This window comes from Stenotrophomonas maltophilia group sp. msm1 (assembly GCF_032025805.1).
GTDB lineage: Bacteria > Pseudomonadota > Gammaproteobacteria > Xanthomonadales > Xanthomonadaceae > Stenotrophomonas > Stenotrophomonas hibiscicola.
In genome coordinates, this window is record NZ_JAVSKH010000001.1 from 279948 (window position 1) to 297937 (window position 17990).

10 protein-coding genes and 5 pseudogenes are annotated in these 17990 nt (G+C 67.8%); 10 read left to right on the plus strand and 5 right to left on the minus strand.

Going from position 1 to position 17990, the window contains the following annotated elements; all coding sequences use genetic code 11:
* Positions 1 to 32 precede the first annotated feature (32 nt).
* The 7 genes from ROV95_RS01250 to ROV95_RS01280 all read left to right on the plus strand — a co-directional run bounded on the left by ROV95_RS01250 (position 33) and on the right by ROV95_RS01280 (position 8627).
* Positions 33 to 2090, plus strand: a complete 2058-nt coding sequence (locus ROV95_RS01250) for a TonB-dependent receptor (protein WP_019661488.1) — start codon at positions 33 to 35, stop codon at positions 2088 to 2090.
* Positions 2091 to 2272: 182 nt separating this feature from the next.
* Entirely contained in the window at positions 2273 to 4450 is a 2178-nt protein-coding gene (yccS, locus tag ROV95_RS01255) for a YccS family putative transporter (RefSeq protein WP_021202133.1), read from the plus strand.
* Positions 4451 to 4591: 141 nt separating this feature from the next.
* Positions 4592 to 5386 carry an SDR family oxidoreductase gene (locus ROV95_RS01260; RefSeq protein ID WP_111098931.1) on the plus strand — a complete coding sequence of 265 codons (795 nt, stop codon included), beginning with the start codon at positions 4592 to 4594 and terminating at the stop codon, positions 5384 to 5386.
* 99 nt (positions 5387 to 5485) lie between these two features.
* Positions 5486 to 7375, plus strand: coding sequence for an MFS transporter (locus ROV95_RS01265; RefSeq protein ID WP_019661491.1), 1890 nt, complete (start codon positions 5486 to 5488; stop codon positions 7373 to 7375).
* A gap of 182 nt (positions 7376 to 7557) precedes the next feature.
* Complete coding sequence (locus tag ROV95_RS01270) at positions 7558 to 7845, plus strand: CD225/dispanin family protein (protein ID WP_005419784.1); 288 nt, start codon at positions 7558 to 7560, stop codon at positions 7843 to 7845.
* A 34-nt stretch (positions 7846 to 7879) separates the two neighbouring features.
* Positions 7880 to 8158: a CD225/dispanin family protein gene (locus ROV95_RS01275; protein WP_005419785.1), complete on the plus strand. Its 279-nt coding sequence runs from the start codon at positions 7880 to 7882 to the stop codon at positions 8156 to 8158.
* A 43-nt stretch (positions 8159 to 8201) separates the two neighbouring features.
* Complete coding sequence (locus ROV95_RS01280; RefSeq protein WP_312542411.1) at positions 8202 to 8627, plus strand: DUF2752 domain-containing protein; 426 nt, start codon at positions 8202 to 8204, stop codon at positions 8625 to 8627.
* A 668-nt stretch (positions 8628 to 9295) separates the two neighbouring features.
* Here the strand turns inward: ROV95_RS01280 and ampE are convergent.
* The 5 genes and pseudogenes from ampE to ROV95_RS01305 all read right to left on the minus strand — a co-directional run bounded on the left by ampE (position 9296) and on the right by ROV95_RS01305 (position 13030).
* A complete protein-coding gene (gene ampE, locus ROV95_RS01285) occupies positions 9296 to 10183 on the minus strand; it encodes a regulatory signaling modulator protein AmpE (RefSeq protein ID WP_227845010.1) in 888 nt (295 codons plus the stop codon).
* 147 nt (positions 10184 to 10330) lie between these two features.
* Positions 10331 to 11235: pseudogene (nudC, locus tag ROV95_RS01290) on the minus strand (NAD(+) diphosphatase).
* Positions 11236 to 11395: 160 nt separating this feature from the next.
* Positions 11396 to 11787, minus strand: a pseudogene (erpA, locus tag ROV95_RS01295) (iron-sulfur cluster insertion protein ErpA).
* 31 nt (positions 11788 to 11818) lie between these two features.
* Positions 11819 to 12283: a polymer-forming cytoskeletal protein gene (locus tag ROV95_RS01300; protein ID WP_312542416.1), complete on the minus strand. Its 465-nt coding sequence runs from the start codon at positions 12281 to 12283 to the stop codon at positions 11819 to 11821.
* Positions 12284 to 12287: 4 nt separating this feature from the next.
* Positions 12288 to 13030 (minus strand): annotated as a pseudogene (locus ROV95_RS01305) (DUF6776 family protein).
* A gap of 179 nt (positions 13031 to 13209) precedes the next feature.
* On the opposite strand from ROV95_RS01305, the pseudogene ROV95_RS01310 reads away from it, so the two are divergent.
* The 3 genes and pseudogenes from ROV95_RS01310 to ROV95_RS01320 all read left to right on the plus strand — a co-directional run bounded on the left by ROV95_RS01310 (position 13210) and on the right by ROV95_RS01320 (position 17989).
* Positions 13210 to 13824: pseudogene (locus ROV95_RS01310) on the plus strand (DUF4126 domain-containing protein).
* A 46-nt stretch (positions 13825 to 13870) separates the two neighbouring features.
* Positions 13871 to 15760: an EAL domain-containing protein gene (locus tag ROV95_RS01315; protein WP_312542418.1), complete on the plus strand. Its 1890-nt coding sequence runs from the start codon at positions 13871 to 13873 to the stop codon at positions 15758 to 15760.
* A 1-nt stretch (position 15761) separates the two neighbouring features.
* A pseudogene (locus ROV95_RS01320) lies at positions 15762 to 17989 on the plus strand (ATP-binding protein).
* The last annotated feature ends 1 nt before the right edge of the window (position 17990 follow it).

The following is a 17990-nucleotide window of genomic DNA, read 5'->3' on the forward strand; positions in this document are numbered from 1 at the left end:
GGCCTGTGGCCGTCCGTCGAGGACCACCATCGATGCTGCCTTCCCGTCTCCCCCGCCTGGCCCTGCTGGCCTCCGCCCTGTCCGCCGCCTGCGCTGCCCATGCCGAAGCGCCGGCCGTCAGCCGCAAAGCCACCGATCTGGATGCGGTGAATGTCACCGCCGAACGCACCCATACCGACGCCGGCGCACTGGGCGACCGCGCCCTGCGCGACACTCCGTTTGCGATCACCGCTGTTGGCCGCGAGCAGATCGAGCAGCGCCAGGTGGTCTCGCTGGGCGAAGCCTTCCTGCTCGACCCTTCGGTCACCACCCAGGTCAGCGCCTACGCCAGCGGCTGGAGCTCACCCATCCGCAATCGCGGTATCGAACTGAATTTTGACAGCTATCGCGTCAATGGCCTGCAGGTCTCTTCCTGGGGTACCGAATGGCCGCTGGAAGTGATGGAACAGGTCGATCTGCTGAAAGGCCCGGGCGGCTTCCTGTACGGGTTCGGTGCACCCGGCGGCATCGTCAACTACATCACCAAGAAGCCGACGGACACGCCCACCTTCTCCGCCCAGCTGGGTTGGCGTGAACAGGGCATCGTCAGCGGCGGCATCGACGTTGGCGGACGTTTCGGCAACGAGCAGATGTTCGGCTACCGTTTCAACGCCTTCCAGGAAAAAGGCGAGACCTTCAATGGTGGGCACGTCGATCGCAAGGTTGGCGCACTCTCGCTGGATGCCCGTCTGAGCGATGTACTGACCTGGACCTTCGACGGCGTATTCCAGTCACGCGATCTGCGCGAAGAATCGCCGCAGTACTACTTCCGTGGCCTGACATCGCTGCCGCGACCGATTGCCGGGGATACCCACAACAGCGTGCCCGGCACCTACTACGACACCCGATCCAGCCTGCTGTCGACCGGCTTGAACTGGCAGATCAACAGCGACTGGAAAGCCAGCCTGAGTTACGGCGTCACCACCTCGTGGAACGACGTCAACAAGATCTTCGCCTACATCGACAATCCCAACGGCGACTATGACGTCAACGTCTACGAACTGGGCGGCAAGAGCGAGTGGAAGCTGGCCCAGGCGATGCTGCAGGGCAGCTTCCGCACTGGCCCGCTGCAGCATCAGGTGGTGGCGGGCATCAGCCACCAGACCGGGCTGGGCTGGGACCGCCCCTACGAATGGAACCTGATCGGCCGCGGCAACCTGTACCAGCGCCACGCCATCCGCCACGATGCCGTCGGTTCACGAGTGATGACCCGTGGCGACGAAGCCGTGCAGCAAGCGGTGTTCGCAAGCGATACCGTCGATCTCGGCAGTGGCTGGTCGGTATTGGCAGGCTGGCGTTACAACGACTACGAGACCAGGGGCCGCTACCACACCTACCCGGTCACACCGACCTACGCGGTGATGCTCAAGCCCCGCGAGGCCGTCACCCTCTACGCCAGCTACATCGAATCGCTGGAAGCGGGCAGCCGCGTGGGCAACAGCTACGTCAACGCCGGCGACGTGCTCGACCCGACCATCAGCAAGCAGTACGAGATCGGCGCGAAGGTCGAGGGGGCACGCTGGAATGCGAACCTGGCGGCGTTCCGGCTGGAGCGTGGCGCCAACATCGATGAGCTCACGCCTGCCGGCAAGCGCCTGGTGCAGGACGGCATCACGCTGTACGAAGGCATCGAAGCCAGTGCCGACCTGCACCTCAACGATGCCCTGACGGTCGGCGGTGGCGTCACCTGGCTGGACCCGACCTACGACAGGCTGTCGCCGGCCAGCGCCGCACAGGAAGGCAACCGTACCGCCGGTGCCGCGCGCTGGAGCGGCGTCATGCATGCCACCTACCAGCTGCCGTGGGTGGACGGCCTGGAAACGTATGCGGCCGTGCGCTACTACGGCGATGTCTGGTACGACGCCGACAACACCCTGAAGCTGCCCGACTACACGCTGGTGAATGCCGGCGTCGGCTACCGGCTGCTTGCCTCGGGCCACCCGGTGACCCTGCGTGCCAGCGTCGAGAACCTGGCCAACCGGAAGTACTGGTCCAACGCTGGCGCCGGCCTGCCGCGTACGTTCGCGGTGAGCGTTCGGTTCGACATGTAACCCCGGCAACCTCGTAGTGCCGCCCGCCGGCCGGCTCCTCGCACCTTCGTCCGGGCGCATGAAGAGCCGGGCAACGGCCGGCACTACCGCGTATCGAGCGGAAAATCATCCACGCGTGGCGTGGATCTACCATTTCACGCGTGGCCCGCAATAATGGTGGAAGACCCTTCCACCGAGCCTGCATGTCCGCCCGCCAATCCCGCCTCAGCCGCCTGTGGGCCCACGAGAAGGCCAGCTATGGCCTGCGGGTGTTCATCGCCCTGGCCGCAGCGCTTGCCGTGTGCTGGCAGCTGGACGCGCTCACCGCCCTGCCCGGCGTGTTTCTCGGCATCATCGCCAGCGCCATCGCCGAGACCGACGACAACTGGTGGGGCCGCACCAAGGCGGTACTGCTGTCGCTGCTGTGTTTCTGCCTTGCCGCAGCATCGGTGATCTGGCTGTTCCCGTGGCCGTGGATCTTCATTGGCGCGCTGGCGCTGTCCACCTTCGGCCTGACCCTGCTCGGTGCGCTCGGCGAGCGCTATGCGTCGATCGCCCAGGCGACGGTGACGCTGGCGATCTACACCATGATCGGCCTGGAGCAGCATGGCGCCGGCGACCTGCACAGCGCGCTGGACGCGGTCAGCCACCTGCTGGCCGGTGCGGTCTGGTATGGCCTGCTGTCGATCCTGTGGACCGCGCTGTTCGCCAACCGTCCGGTGCGCGAACGCGTTGCGCGGCTGTATCAGGAACTGGGCCGCTACCTGCAGCTGAAGGCCGCGCTGTTCGAGCCGGTGAGGGAAGCAGACCTGCAACGTCGCCAACTCGACCTGGCCGAACAGAACCGGCGTGTGGTCGGTGCGTTGAACGAGGCCAAGACCGCGATCCTGGCCCGCTTCGGCCGTTCCGGGCGGCCGGGCGTGAACTCCGGCCTGTACCTGCGTCTCTATTACATGGCCCAGGATTTCCACGAGCGCGCCAGTTCCTCGCACTACCCCTATGGCGCGCTGGTCGACGCCTTCTTCCACAGCGATGTGCTGTACCGCTGCCAGCGCCTGCTCGACCTGCAGGGCCAGGCCTGCGCGCGCCTGGGCGAAGCGATCCGCCTGCGCCGTCCGTTCGTGTACGGCGAAAGCAACCAGCAGGCCGGACGCGATCTGGCCGATGCGCTGGCCTACCTGCGTGACCAGCAGCGCCCGCAGTGGCAGCGCCTGCTTGGTTCTCTGGACCTGCTGGTGCACAACCTGCGCAGCATCGAGCGCCGCCTGCTGGACGCCGAGCGCTCCGAGGCCAGTCTGGACAACGTCGACACCCGCCTGCGCGACAGCAACCCGCACACGTTGCGCGAGATGGGCGTGCGCATCCGCCAGCAGCTCACGCCCGGCTCGGTGCTATTCCGCCATGGCCTGCGCATGGCGCTGGCGCTGATCGCCGGCTTTGCCGCGATACGCCTGTTCAATGCACAGAACGGCTCGTGGGTGCTGCTGACCATCGTGTTCGTGTGCCGCCCCAACTTCGGTGCCACCCGCCAGCGCCTGGCGCAACGCATCGTCGGCACCGTGGCCGGCCTGGTACTGACCTGGGCGCTGTTGCAGCTGTTCCCACAGCTGCACGTGCAGCTGCTGATCGCACTGCTGTCGGCGCTGCTGTTCTTCTTCACCCGTACCGATCGCTACCTGGTGGCATCGGCGGCGATCACGGTGATGGCGCTGACCTGCTTCAACCTTATCGGCGACGGCTTCGTGCTGATCGTGCCGCGCATGGTCGATACGCTGCTGGGCTGCGCGATCGCCGCCGTCGCCGCATTCCTGATCCTGCCCGACTGGCAGGGCCGGCAGCTGCATCTCGTCCTGGCACGCGTGCTGGACACTGCGGCTCGCTACCTGGATTCGGTGCTGGGCCAGTACCGCAGCGGCATGCGCGATGACCTGGCCTACCGCATCGCCCGCCGCGACATGCACAACGCCGACGCCGCGCTGTCCACCGCATTGTCGAACATGCTGCGCGAACCCGGCCATGTGCGCCGCAATCTGGATGCCGGCTTCCGCTTCCTGGCGCTGTCCAACACGCTGCTGGGGCATCTGTCGGCGCTGGGTGCGCACCGCGACCAGGTGGACAGCTATGCTGGCGATCCACTGGCGCTGGCCGCGGGCGATCGCGTGCGCAAGGCACTTCAGCAGCTGGCGACGGCGCTGACCGCGCGGCAACCCGTTGCGGAAGATGACAACGACTCAGACCGCGCGGTGGCCGCCGAGCTGGAGCAGATCGACGAGGCGATGCCGCCGAAACTGCAGCTGATCCGTACCCAGATGGCGCTGGTGCTGCGGATGCTGCCGAAGGTGCGTGCAGCGGCCAATGAGGCAGTGACCAACCTGACCTGATTCCTTGTCGCTGGTCGGACATCCCATCCGCGCGTGGCGTGGATCTACTGCACCGTGTGCAACCGTGTGTTGCGCCTTGCGATGCATCCCGATCACTTTCCCGCGCGGATACTGGGTGATCCCCTGGTACTGGAATCCCCCATGAAGATCGAACTCGCCGGCCGCACCGCGCTGGTCACCGCCTCCACCGCCGGCATCGGCCTGGCGATCGCCCAGGGTCTTGCCGCGGCGGGTGCGCGGGTCATTCTCAACGGCCGCAGCACCGACAGTGTCGAACGCGCCCGCCAGCGCCTGCTCGCTACCGTTCCGGGTGCCGAGGTGATCGGCGTGGCCGCCGATCTCTCCGATGCGGCCGGCGTCGATACGCTGCTGGCCGGCCTGCCCAAGGTCGACATCCTGGTCAACAACGCCGGCGTCTTCGGCCCCGAGGACTTCTTCGAGACCGAAGATGCCACCTGGGAGCGTTACTGGCAGACCAACGTGATGTCCGGTGTGCGCCTGTCGCGGGCACTGCTGCCGGCGATGGTCGATGCCGGCTGGGGTCGCGTGCTGTTCATCTCCTCCGAATCGGCACGCAACATTCCCGCCGACATGATCCACTACGGGGTCAGCAAGACCGCGCAGCTGTCGCTGTCGCGCGGCCTGGCCAAGCGCGTGGCCGGCAGTGGCGTCACCGTCAACGCGGTGCTGCCCGGCCCGACCCTGTCCGATGGCTTCGCGGCGATGTTCGAGGATGAACGCCAGCGCAGCGGCAAGCCGCTGGAGCAGATCGGCCGCGAGTTCGTGATGGCACACAGGCCATCCTCGGTGATCCAGCGCACTGCCACGGTCGAGGAAGTGGCCAACATGGTGGTGTACCTGGCCTCGCCGCAGGCTTCCGCCACCTCCGGCGCGGCGCTGCGCGTGGACGGCGGCGTGGTCGACGATATCGTCTGAGGGTGCTGGCAGGTGTGCGGACCAACGGGTCCGCACCCACAGGTCCGTACCCACAGCAGATGGGCAGGAATGCTAGGCTGCGCCGGTCAAGGAGGCTCCATGTCCGGTCACAACCAGTTCGCCCTGCTGCGCCAGCGCCGTTTCCTGCCGTTCTTCGTGGTCCAGGCACTCGGCGCGTTCAACGACAACGTGTACCGGCAGGCGATCATCAGCATGTTGCTGTTCATGGCCGTGCCGGAGGAGGAGCTGGGGCTGTACGCCACGCTGGCACCGGCCATCTTCATCCTGCCCTACTTCCTGTTCTCGGCACTGGCCGGGCAGATCGCCGACAAACTTGAGAAATCGCGACTGATCGTGATCACCACCACCATGGAGATCGTGATCATGTCGCTGGCGGCCGCCGGCTTCCTCACCCAGAGCCTGCCGGTGCTGCTGGTGGCCCTGTTCTGCACCGGCATGCAGTCGACCCTGTTCGGCCCCGTCAAGTACTCGGTGCTGCCGTCGGTGCTCAAGCCCGAGGAACTGACCGGCGGCAACGGCCTGGTCGAGATGGGCACCTCGATGTCGATCCTGTCCGGCATGATCGTCGGCGGCCTGGTGTTCACCGTGGCCGGCAGCCACGGCACCGTGGTGGCGGCCTGCGCGATCATCGCGCTGGCGATCTGCGGCAACATCGCCGCGCGCCTGATTCCCAAGGTCGATGCCGGCGACCCGAACCTGAAGATCAACTGGAACCCGCTGCCGGAATCACTGGCGGTGCTGCGCATGGCGCGCCAGCAGAAAGCCGTGCGCAATTCGATCCTGGGCGTGTCCTGGTTCTGGTTCGTCGGCACCGTGCTGACCTCGCAGCTACCGGCCTATGCGGTGACCAACCTGGGCGGTGAGCCAACCCTGTACATCTTTGCGCTGGCCCTGTTCTCGGTTGGCACCGGCATCGGCTCGCTGCTGTGCGAGAAGCTGTCGGCGCGCACGGTGGAAATCGGCCTGGTGCCGCTGGGCGCGTTCGGCATGACCGCGTTCCTGCTCGACCTGTACTTCGCCCGCAGCGGCGAGGCGACCGTGCAGGGGCTGGCCATCGGGCCGTTCCTGCAGCAGCCGGGCAGTAGCCGCATCGTCATCGACCTGGTCGGCATCGGCCTGTTCACCGGCATCTTCGTGGTGCCGCTGTTCGCGCTGATCCAGAGCCGCACGCCGAAGGCGCAGATGTCGCGCGTGTTCGCGGCGCTGAACATCCAGAATTCCGGCTTCATCGTCGCTGCGGCCCTGCTGTCGCTGGCCGCGCACACGCTGCTGCACTGGACCATCCCGCAGCAGTTCCTGGCGCTGGCCATCGCCAACGCGCTGGTGGCGATCTACATCTTCACCATCGTTCCCGAATTCCTGATGCGCTTCCTCAGCTGGCTGATGGTGCGCACGCTGTACCGGCTGCGCCCGCACGGCATCGAGGCCAACGTGCCCGACGAAGGCGCCGCGCTGCTGGTCTGCAACCATGTCAGCTACATGGACGCGCTGATCCTGTCGGCGACGATTCCACGCCCGGTGCGCTTCGTCATGTACTACCGGATCTTCAACATCCCGGTGATGCGCTGGATCTTCCGCACCGCCAAGGCGATCCCGATCGCCGGCGCGCGCGAAGACCCGGCGCTGATGCAGCGCGCGTTCGACGAGATTGACGCCGCGTTGGCCGAAGGTGAGCTGGTCTGCATCTTCCCGGAAGGTGCGCTGACCAGGGATGGTGCGATGGCCCCGTTCAAGTCGGGCGTTGAGAAGATCCTCCAACGGCGGCCGGTGCCGGTGGTGCCGATGGCCCTGCGCGGCATGTGGTCGAGCATGTGGAGCCGGCGCGACAGCCGCCTGGGCCGCATGCGGGTGCCGCGCCGTTTCCGTGCCACCGTCGAAGTGGTCGCGGCGCCGGCCGTGGATGGCCACAGCACCAGCGCCCCGGTGCTGGAGGCCCAGGTGCGGGCACTGCGCGGCGATCACGCCTGACGGAACCGGCCCGCCAGGCGGGCCCGGCGACCTCCCCCACATACGTCACCGTCCAGTGGCGTACGCGACATGTCGTGACTGTAAACGCATACATGCAACGTCGGTTGCGGTAGATTACGCACCCACAGGGGGGAGGTCCGGCCGAAACATCACGGCTGGCCACCAAGGAATGGAGTCTTGCTTTGAATCAACCACCACCGCTCAGCCGTCCGGTCTACATCCCCAACCATCTGGTCTGGGCGATCCTGACGACGCTGTTCTGCTGCCTCCCGTTGGGCGTGGTGTCGATCGTGTACGCCTCCCAGGTCGATGGCCGCCGCGCGGCCGGCGACCTGCCGGGGGCCTACAGTGCGTCGCGCAAGGCGGGCTGGTGGGCGGTGGCTTCGGCCGTGGCCCTGCCGGTCCTGTTGCTGTTGTGGTTCGGGCTGTTCGGCGGCTTGGCCGTGCTGGGCGCTCTTTCCGACCAATGATTCACCACCACCACCCATCAAGGAGCTTGAACCCATGAATACCGCCACTCCGCAGGTCCCGAACAATCTGGTCTGGGCCATCCTGAGCACCCTGTTCTGCTGCCTGCCGGCCGGCATCGTGTCGATCGTCTACGCCGCCCAGGTCAACGGCAAGCTGGCCGCTGGCGACATCGCCGGTGCCCAGGAATCCTCGGCCAAGGCCAAGAAGTGGGCCATCTGGTCGGCCATTGCCGCCGTCGTGGTCGGCGTGCTGTACGGCATCCTGATCGTCGCTCTCGGCGGCATGGGTGCGATGAGCAACAGCGGCTACTGATCCGCGTGGACGGATCCGGCGCCTGCGCCGGATCCGTTGCTGCATGTCCGCACTGCCCACCCGATCCCGACTGGCCCGCTGGGCACCACTGCTGGCCGCCACCGGCCTGGCCGCCGGTGCCGCACTGGTGCTGCGCAACGTCAATCCGTATGTCGCCGGCAATCCCTTGCCGAGCTGCCCGCTGTACGCGCTGACGGGCCTGTACTGCCCGGGATGTGGCAGCACGCGCTGCCTGTATTCGCTGGTCCACTTCGACCTGCCCGGCGCGATGGCGATGAACCCGCTGCTGGTCATCAGCCTGCCGTTCCTGTTGCTGATGCTGCTGAACATCGCCGGCATCCGCCCACGCGTGCTCGACCCGCTGATGCGGGTGCTGGCCAATCCCGTGTTCTGGCTTTGGGTGCTGCCCGGGTATGCGCTGCTGCGCAACCTGCCGTGGGCACCGTTCACTGCACTGGCACCGGTCTAGGTTTCCAGCCAACCGCGCAGCCCCTCGTGGTGGGCGGCGTTTGAAGGCAGAAGCCTTGGGGTTGGCCGGGCGGGATGGGTTTGCGGGGGACGCCGTGAATCCGTCCGTGGAGGCTTGGCCGCGGCTTGCTCGTGTGCGCTGTCCTGCGCGCACGGCAAGACCAGGGTTGGGCGTCCTGCCCAACCCGCCCGAGGCATGCCTCGGCCCCATGCCGCGGACACCCCCGCAAACCCATCCCGCCCGGCCACGGACAGTTTCCGTGCGCGTCCGCCACGGAAAAGAAAAAGAAGATCAGAAGCGAAAGCGGACCGCTTCGCTCCGCATCCACGCATGGCGTGGATCTACCGTGTCGACCAAGGTCGACACCCACCGGCAGTCGCAGTTGACCCACCGTCACCGGGAACTGTCGGGGGTGGGGCGGTGTGGGGCTGCAGGACCGTTGGCGCCATGGATGGCGCCATCGAGCCCCCAGGGGTGAGGGCGCTTTGCTTGCGAAGCACTGCTTCGCAAGCGCCCGAACGCACAGCCGCCAGCGGCTGGGCCGGTTTGGGGGTTTACGGCGTGTCCTGCAGCCCCACACCGCCCCGCCCAACCCTCAGCAACCCAGAGCCGCTTTGGCTTTGGCTTTGGCCTCTGCAGGTGCAGGGCTGCAAGCCCTGCCAGAACACCTACGTCACCCAGCCTGCAATCACCAGCAGGGCGAGGATCGCCAGCCACAGCAGCAGCATCCGCCACACCAGGCTCATCGCATCACGCAGGTCCGGCAGCCGCTGCCACACCGGCAACAGCCCGGCCTCGGTGTAATCGTGCGCATCTTCGCGCAGCTCGGCGTTGACGCTGGCCCGCGCCACCGCGCCCAGGAACCCGATGGTGCCGGCCAGCCGCTCGCCATGCGCCTGGCGCCACGCCTTCCACGCCGTATCGAAGTTGCCCACCAGCGCCATCGAAAACGCCATCAGCTGCGCCACCGGCCACTCGATCCAGCCCAGCAGGCGCTGCGCCAGCGCCAGCGGCTCCACCGGCACGCGGGCACGCATCGGGCTTTCCGCCATCAGCGCCAGCAGCCGGTACCCCAGCGCACCGGCCGGGCCCAGCAGCAGGAACCAGAACAGCACCGCGAACCAGCGCCGCAGCGCGTTGAGCACGGTGGCCTCGACCAGCGACGGCACGTCTTCGCGCAGGCTGCCACCGGCCGCCTGCAGGTTGCGCACGGCGGCCTGACGCGTTGCGGCGTCGTCCGCATCGATGATCGCTTCGATATCACGATCCAGATCACGCGGCCCCCAGCACCAGGCCAGCACCGCCACGCCCAGCATCAGCGACGGCAGCCCGAACAGCACCCCGCGCAGCAGCCATGCCAGCAGCGCCATCAGCAGCAGCGGCGGCAGCAGTGCCAATGCAACACCGGCCGGTGCCTGCCACGCCTTTCCGCCATGCGCGTCCAGCCAGCCCAGCCAGCGCCGGAAGCCGTCGAAACGGCGCAGCGAGGCGGCAGCGGCCGGGGCAACATGGCCCAGGGCCAGTGCCACCAGCACGGCGGCCAGAGTGGTGAACATGGCAGGTCTCCCTACGAAACGGAACGCTCGGCGCCGTTACCTTACCTGTCGCAGCGGCGCCCCCTCAGCGGTGAACCGGACTGTAACCCGGGCCGTGTTCAGGTGGCGGCAATACAGCAGCCACAACCGGCCCGGCCGCAGCCCGGTTCAGCCCTGCTGCTCGCGGTACCAGTGTTCGATCAGGCCGCGCGAAATCGAGATCGGCGGCGACAGGCGGATGCCCTGGCCATCGTCGTCCAAATCGCGTGCCAATGCTGCGCCAACCTCATCGGCAGTGAACCAGCGCGCGTCTTCCAGTTCGCCATCCACAGTCGGCAGGTCATCCTGCGCCTGTGCACGGAAACCGATCATCAGCGCGCCGGGGAAAGGCCACGGCTGCGAACCGAGGTACTGGCAGGCGGTCACCCGCACCTTGCTCTCCTCGTGCACTTCACGCACCACGGTCTGCTCGAACGTCTCGCCGGGTTCGACGAAGCCAGCCAGCACCGAGTAACGACGCGGGGCCCAGTTCGACTGCCGGCCCAGCAGCAGCCGGCCCTGGTTCTCCACGGCGACGATCACGGCGGGATCGACACGCGGGTAGTGCTCGGTGGAACACTGCGCGCAACGGCCGACGAAGCCGCCGCGGGCAAACGCCACGGCGCCGCCGCACACACCGCAGAAGCGGGTGCGCGAGTGCCAGTAGGACATGCCGCGGGCATAGCTGAAGGCGGTCGCATCGGCCATCGACCACAGCAGAGCGGCCTGGCGCAGGTCGAGGCGACGTGGTGCGGTGACGGTGACGCTGGCGGCTTCAACCGAGAACCACGCTTGTTCCCCGCGCAGGCCGAGGAAGATCGCGGAGCCGGGACCACCCCGACGTCGGCGCCGGTCAGCGCCAGCGGCTGGTCGTCATCGCCGGTGAAGGCGCTGCCGTCCTGATCGAGCACGAGAATGCGCGCGCCCGGCCACAGGCGCGCCAGTGCATCGGCATCGTCGCGCAGGGCATCGGCGCGCTCCAGCGGTTCGCCAACGAAGGCAAAACCGGAAAGCGGCGAAGAAGTATTGGGCATCCGGCAAGCGTGCCGCCAATCGATGCGGGTGGCAAGGTCGGCGCTGTGCGCAATCTGCTGTTGTGGGCTGGAGGGCACAGAGCATCCACGCATGGCGTGGATCTACGGATCCGCTCTGACAGGTGCCAACCTTGGTTGGCACATCCTGGCCACAGGGCTCTTACATGCTGAAGCTGCTGCCGCAGCCGCAGGTGGTCTTCGCGTTCGGGTTGCGGATCACGAACTGCGCACCGGTCAGGCTCTCGGTGTAATCCACCTCTGCGCCCATCAGGTACTGCAGGCTCATCGGATCGACCAGCAGGGTCACCCCGCTGGTCTGTACCGCCAGGTCATCCTCGGCACGGTTCTCGTCGAACTCGAACCCGTACTGGAAGCCCGAACAGCCGCCGCCCTCGATGTAAACACGCAGGGCCAGGTCGGGGTTGCCCTCTTCCTGGATCAGGGATTTGACCTTGGCGCCGCCGACTCGGTGAAGTTCAGCGGGCGCTCCAGCGACTGGTAATCGGGCGCGGCAACCGGAGTGGCGCCGGGCAGGGAGACTAGCGTGCTCATGATGCCAGCATGGGGGTGCCGGGGATGGCTTTCAAGCCATCGCCTCGGCCAGCTTGCGGCGTGCAGCAGTGTCGCCCTTGCCGCCATTGGCCTCATCGCCTTCCGGCGCCGGCAGGGCCGCCACCGGGGCGCTGGCATGGATCAGGCGGCCGTTCAGCTGGGCGCCCGCATTCATCTCCACCACCTGGTAATGGACGTTGCCATTGACCCGTGCGCTCGGGGTCAACTCGACCTTCTCGGTGGCGTGTACATCGCCGTCCAGGCGACCGCTGATGACCACCACCTGGGCCCGGATTTCGCCCTCGATCACGCCGTGCTCGGCGACCGTCAGGGTCGCGCCACTGGCGCCTTCGGCGGCGATCACCTTGCCATGGATGCGGCCTTCCACGTACAGGCCACCACTGAATTCCACATCACCGCGGATCACCACCTGGTTGCCGATCAGGGCATCCACCACCAGCTGGCCTTCACGGTTGGATTTGCTGCTTCCGAACATCTGCCTACTCCCCTTTGGCGGCCGGCGCACCGGCCTGTTTCCAGTCGAATACCTGGGTGGTACCCCCGTACCACTCCCCAATGTCACCCGCACGCGTTGCGGGGTGAAGTCAGCCGGCAGCATCACGCTGCCGGTGAGCTGCTGGAAGTACCGGAACGAGTAATCCTGTCCCGGTACCTTGCTGCGCTGGTGCAGATCATCCCAGCTGATCGTGGCCAGCTTGCCGTTCCTGACGCCTTCCACGGTGAAGCGCATCTGCCCCTGGCTGATGGCGCCGCGGTTGAGGTTCTGGGTCAGCACGGCGGTGTATTGCCACGTGCCGGCCGCTTCCGGGCTGAACTCGATCGAATGGGTGTTCAGGCCCTTGCGCTGGCTGGTCGAACCCACCAGGCGCTCATAGAAGGCAACGTCGGCACGCAGGCCGGCGATTTCCTCATCGCGCTCGGCCAGCGAGGACTGCACCTCGGTGTTGGCAGCGCGGCTGATGCGGTCGGAGGCTTCCAGCGTGGCCTGCTTCTGGCGCAGTTCGGTCAGCTGCGCCTGCAGCGTCTCGGCACGCTTCTCGGCGGCCTGCAGGCGCTGGCCCCGGGCATCGCGCGGGGTGGCCATCCAGCAGCCACCGAGCACGGCCAGCACCAGGCTGAGCAGCCAGATGCCGCCGATCACCAGCAGGCGGCGACGGTCGGCAGGCGGTTGCGGCGCGCCGGGCAGGCGGACCTGCACGCGCATGGGAGGACGGTTGGTCATGGGTGGTTTCCGGGGTATCGCAAGGGCGACACCGGTACGGCCCCTGTGGCAAACGACGGGCTAGTGTATGACAGGACGGGTGGGTTTCCTGCGCAGCAGCGAGCCACGGTCTGTGGCGTTCAGGCATGCCATCGTCGATAGTGTGGTTCCCTGCACAGTTCCGTCGCCGGAGCATCGCCATGACCGAAGCCCACCTGTTCGTGATCGGCATCCTGCTGGCCTGGCTGGCCGGCATCCGCGTCTACCTCACCGTGTTCGGTGTCGGCCTGGCCGGCCTGCTCGGCTGGGTCGACCTGCCACCGGCCCTGCAGGCTACTGAATCGTGGTGGGTGCTGGGCACTTCGGCGGCGCTGGCGGTGACCGAATTCTTCGCCGACAAGATTCCCGGCGTGGACTCGGCGTGGGACCTGGTGCAGACCCTGGCACGTGTACCCGCAGGTGCCTTCCTTGCCGCAGCCACGCTGTCGCCGGATGGGCAGCTGGGTACCGGCGCACTTGCTGCCGGTGCCGGTGTCGCGCTGGCCAGCCATGGACTGAAAGCCGGCACCCGTGCCCTGCTCAATACCTCGCCCGAGCCTGCCAGCAACTGGGTGGCCTCCGCCGCCGAGGACACCGTGGTGGTCGGGGGCCTGGCCCTGCCCCTGCACACCCGTGGATCGCGCTGATCGTGGTGCTGGCCTGCAGCCTGGCGCGCGCTGCTGGTGTGGCTGGTCTGGCGCACCTTGTGGAAGGGCGTGCGCTGGCTGGCACGCAGTGCGTCGCCGGACGGTCCGCGCCAGCCGGGTACCGGTTGAACCTCGGGCTTGTCGCATAATGGACGCGAACACCAGGAGAGCACCGATGGCCGCAAACGAATCCCCCGCGGGCGCCCGCCCGGGACGCGCTGAATCCCCTCCGGCCGATCATTGGCAACGCTGGGCCGCGGAGCCGGCGAGCGCGGTCGCCGCAGTACCCGCAGTGGTTCCGCCGCTGGCCAGCTCCGACATGCCCGCATCGATCGGCAGCGCGCCACCGCCTCTGCCGGGCCCGGCCTTCCTGGCCGAGGCTGGCAACAACGACCAGGCGCCGTTGGCCTCCGATTCGCCCTACCGCGTTCTGATCGTCGAGGACGACCGCGCCCAGGCCCTGTTCGCGCAGAGCGTGCTGCACGGCGCCGGCATGCAGGCGATCGTGCACAGCGACGCCGATGGCGCGCTGCAGGCGATCAAGGAACACCGTCCCGACCTGATCCTGATGGATCTGCACCTGCCCGGACTGGATGGCATGCGGCTGACCGCACTGATTCGCCAGCAGCCCGGCCTGCAGCTGCTGCCGATCGTGTTCCTCAGCGGCGATCCGGATCCAGAGCGCCAGTTCGAAGTGCTCGACAGCGGCGCCGACGATTACCTGAGCAAGCCGATCCGCCCGCGCCACCTGATCGCCGCCGTGGCCAACCGCATCCGCCGCGCACGTGCGCAGGCCGCGACCCTGCCCGGTGCCAGCGGCGTACCGGCCACCAGCAATCCGGAAACCGGCCTGCCGACGCGCCATCACGTACTGCAGCAGCTCAACACCGCACTCGCCCACCGCGACCGGGGCGGTGTGTTCTTCATCGAAGTGGCCAGCGCGCTGGGGCTGCGCGAACGCTATGGTTATGCCGCCTTCGAGCGCCTGATGGTACAGGCCGGGCAGCGCGCCTGCCGCCGAGGCCGCCATCCACACCTGCTGGCACGCCTGAACGACAACAGTTTCCTGCTGCTGGCCCGCAACGCCGACGAAGATGCCCTGGAAGGCATCGCCGCTTCCCTGCGCGAGCAGCTGTCGGCGCGTGCCTTCGTGATCCGCGACGACGAATCGGTGCACCTGCGCGGCGTGGTGGGTTATGCGCCGCTGTCGCCGGGCTTCGACGATGCCAACGCTGCACTGGAAGCGATCGAGCGCACCACCCTGCAGGCACGCCTGCTCAGCGCCGGTGTGGCGGGCCATGTGCACCGCCAGGCCGTCACCGAACAGGAGCACCTGGCACTGCTGGAAGGCCAGCTGGAGCTGGCCTATCAGCCGATCGTCGCCGTCGCCGGTGGCAACACCGCGCAGTACCAGCTGCTGCTGCGCCTGCGCCAGGCCGATGGCACGGTGCTGGCGGCCGGCCAGGTTATTCCGGCCGCCGAAGCGGCAGGCCGTATCGCCGACCTCGACCAGCAGGTGATGGACCACGCGCTGGGCCTGCTGGATCTCTACCGGCACGCCACGCCGCCGCTGAACCTGTTCGTCTCGCAGTCGCTGCGCACCCTGCAGCGCGACGCCTTCGCCGACTGGCTGCTGGAATCGCTGCAGCAGCGTGACCTGCCGGGCAGTGCGCTGGTGATCGACGTGCGCCTGCCCGACGCACTGATCCACACCGTGCCGCTGCAACAGTTCTGCCAGCGCATGGCCGGCCCCGGGGTGCGCTTCTGCCTGAGCCAGTTCGAGCCCAGCGGCGAAGCCGACGCCCTGCTGACCCAGCTGCCGCTGTCGTTCGTGCGCATGGCCGCGCGCTTCTCCAGCAGCCATGCCAACCCGGCCACGCGCGAGGAACTGCGCAAGGCGATCGAACAGGCACATGCGGCCGGGCTGCAGATCATCGGGCAGCAGATCGAGGACCCACAGGCCGCCGCGGCGATGTGGGTCGGCGGCGTCGACTCCATCCAGGGCAACATGGTGCAGTCGGCCGGCAGCGACCTGAACTTCGACTTCCACAACGCGGTGCTCTGACGTGCCGCTGTGGGGCGTGCTGCTGGTTGCCCTTGCCGCGGCCGCCGTGGCGCTGCTGTTGGGCCTGCGCCTGCGCGCACGCAGCCGTGCACTGGCCCGGCTGCAACGCGCACACGATGCGCTCGCCGCCGAACGCGACCAGCTGCGCCGTACCACCGAACGCCAGGGCCAGCTGGAACAGCAGCTGCTGCAGGCCAAGCAGGCCGCCGAAGCAGCGGTGCTGGCCAAGGGCGAGTTCCTGGCCACCATGAGCCACGAGATCCGCACCCCGCTCAACGGCATCCTGCCGATGCTGGAGCTGATCGCGCACGGGCCGCTGGGCGAGGACCAGCGGCAGATGCTGGCCACCGCTTCGGCCAGTTCACAGCAGCTGCGCATCGTCGATGACATCCTCGACTACTCACGGCTGGAAGCACAGGCGCTGGAACTGGAAATCACCAGCTTCAACCTGCGCGATCTGCTGGATGGCGTGGTGCAGCTGATGCAGCGCGCCGCCGACGCCAAGGGCCTGTCCCTGACCCTGCAGCTTGACCCGTCGGTGCGCCTGCCGGTGCGCGGCGACCCGGTACGCCTGCGCCAGGTGCTGAGCAATCTTCTGGCCAATGCCATCAAGTTCACCGCACGCGGCCAGGTACAGCTGCGCGTGCAGCGGCTGGGCGAAGGCGCGGCCCAGCACCAGCTGCGCTTCGAGATCATCGACACCGGCATCGGCATCGATGAGGCACTGCAGGCACGCCTGTTCCAGTCCTTCAGCCAGGCCGATGCCTCGACCACGCGCATCTACGGCGGCACCGGCCTGGGCCTGGCCATCTGCAGGCGCATCATCGACCTGATGCACGGGCAGATCGGCGTGCAGTCCACGCCCGGCCAGGGTGCTACGTTCTGGTTCGAGATTCCGCTGCTGAAGGTGCCCGGCGACCTGCCGGCGATGGCCCGCGCGCCGACAGCGCTGCTGCTGTTCAGTGCCGATGCAATGCTGCAGAAACGCATCGAGCGCATCGCCCCCACCATGGGCTGCAGGTGCAGATGCTGAGCCAGCTGGACGCCGTGGTCGAACAGCTGCGCACCGCGCCGCAACCCGGGCAACCGGCACCGGCGTGGCTGCTGGTCGATGCACGCGCGCGGCGCAGCGGCGAGGCGATGCTGCAGCAGGCACTGGCCGAGCGCGGTGACGACGACGCACTGCAGGTGCTCTGGCTGCAGGATGACGCACCAGCGCAACGACCGCGCCAGCGCCAGCTGCCCACGCACTTCGACGATGCCGCACTGCATGCACTCCTGGCCGCACCTGTCACGCCTACCCGTCCTGCCGCCCTGCTTTCCAGTGCCGGAGATGGGGTACCCGCGCCGGTGCTGCCGCCACTGCACCTGCGCGTGCTGCTGGTGGAAGACAATACGGTCAACCGGATGGTGGCCGAGCAGCTGCTGCGCGTATTCCAGTGCGAGGTGCGCAACGCCGTCGATGGCGAGCAGGCATTGGCCGCTCTTCGCGAAGGCGGCGTGGACATCGTGCTGATGGATTGCCAGATGCCGGTGCTGGACGGCTACGCCGCCACGCGCCACTGGCGTGCGGAAGAAGCGGAAATCGGGCGAGCGCGCCTGCCGATCATCGCGATGACCGCCAATGCCATGGCCGGCGACCGCGAGCGCTGCCTGCAGGCTGGCATGGACGATTACCTGTCCAAGCCGATCGCCCGCGCCACGCTGCATGCGCTGTTGAAGCGCTGGGGTGGCGGTAAAGCCGCATCACCTGCACGGCCTTCTGCAGAGCCGAGCATGGCTCGGCTGACGGCCAACAGCAGCGGGGCTCCATCAGCCGAGCATGGCTCGGCTCTGCAGGACGATGACAGCCGAGTGGGCTCCAAGCCACAACCGGTACTCGACCGCGATGTGCTGGACGAACTGCACGCGGTGATCGGCGACGCCGCCATCCAGATCGTGTCGGTCTTTCTTGACGATGCGCCAGCGATGGTGCAGCAGCTGCAGCAGGCCGCGCAGAGCGGCGACGAGCCCCGCCTGCAGGCGGTCGCGCACAGCCTGAAATCGTCGAGTGCGAACGTGGGAGCCCTGTCGCTGTCGGCGGTCGCGCAGCGCATCGAACGCGAGGCCCGTGGTGGCAGCCTGCAGCGCCCCGCGGTGGCGGTCGCGCTGCTGGTTGCCGAATTCGCCCGGGCACGTGTGGCGCTGACGGGCTACCTGGCGCAGCATCGTGCCGGCCAGGACAGCTGAC

What these genes read in the sequence shown, in the direction of transcription:
- ROV95_RS01280 (WP_312542411.1), top strand. Translation starts at nt 8,202, where the DNA reads ATGTCCGCACTGCCCACCCGATCCCGACTGGCCCGCTGGGCACCACTG.
- ROV95_RS01315 (WP_312542418.1), top strand. Translation starts at nt 13,871, where the DNA reads ATGGCCGCAAACGAATCCCCCGCGGGCGCCCGCCCGGGACGCGCTGAA.
- ROV95_RS01260 (WP_111098931.1), top strand. Translation starts at nt 4,592, where the DNA reads ATGAAGATCGAACTCGCCGGCCGCACCGCGCTGGTCACCGCCTCCACC.
- ROV95_RS01300 (WP_312542416.1), bottom strand. Translation starts at nt 12,283, where the DNA reads ATGTTCGGAAGCAGCAAATCCAACCGTGAAGGCCAGCTGGTGGTGGAT.
- ROV95_RS01250 (WP_019661488.1), top strand. Translation starts at nt 33, where the DNA reads ATGCTGCCTTCCCGTCTCCCCCGCCTGGCCCTGCTGGCCTCCGCCCTG.
- ampE (WP_227845010.1), bottom strand. Translation starts at nt 10,183, where the DNA reads ATGTTCACCACTCTGGCCGCCGTGCTGGTGGCACTGGCCCTGGGCCAT.
- ROV95_RS01275 (WP_005419785.1), top strand. Translation starts at nt 7,880, where the DNA reads ATGAATACCGCCACTCCGCAGGTCCCGAACAATCTGGTCTGGGCCATC.
- yccS (WP_021202133.1), top strand. Translation starts at nt 2,273, where the DNA reads ATGTCCGCCCGCCAATCCCGCCTCAGCCGCCTGTGGGCCCACGAGAAG.
- ROV95_RS01265 (WP_019661491.1), top strand. Translation starts at nt 5,486, where the DNA reads ATGTCCGGTCACAACCAGTTCGCCCTGCTGCGCCAGCGCCGTTTCCTG.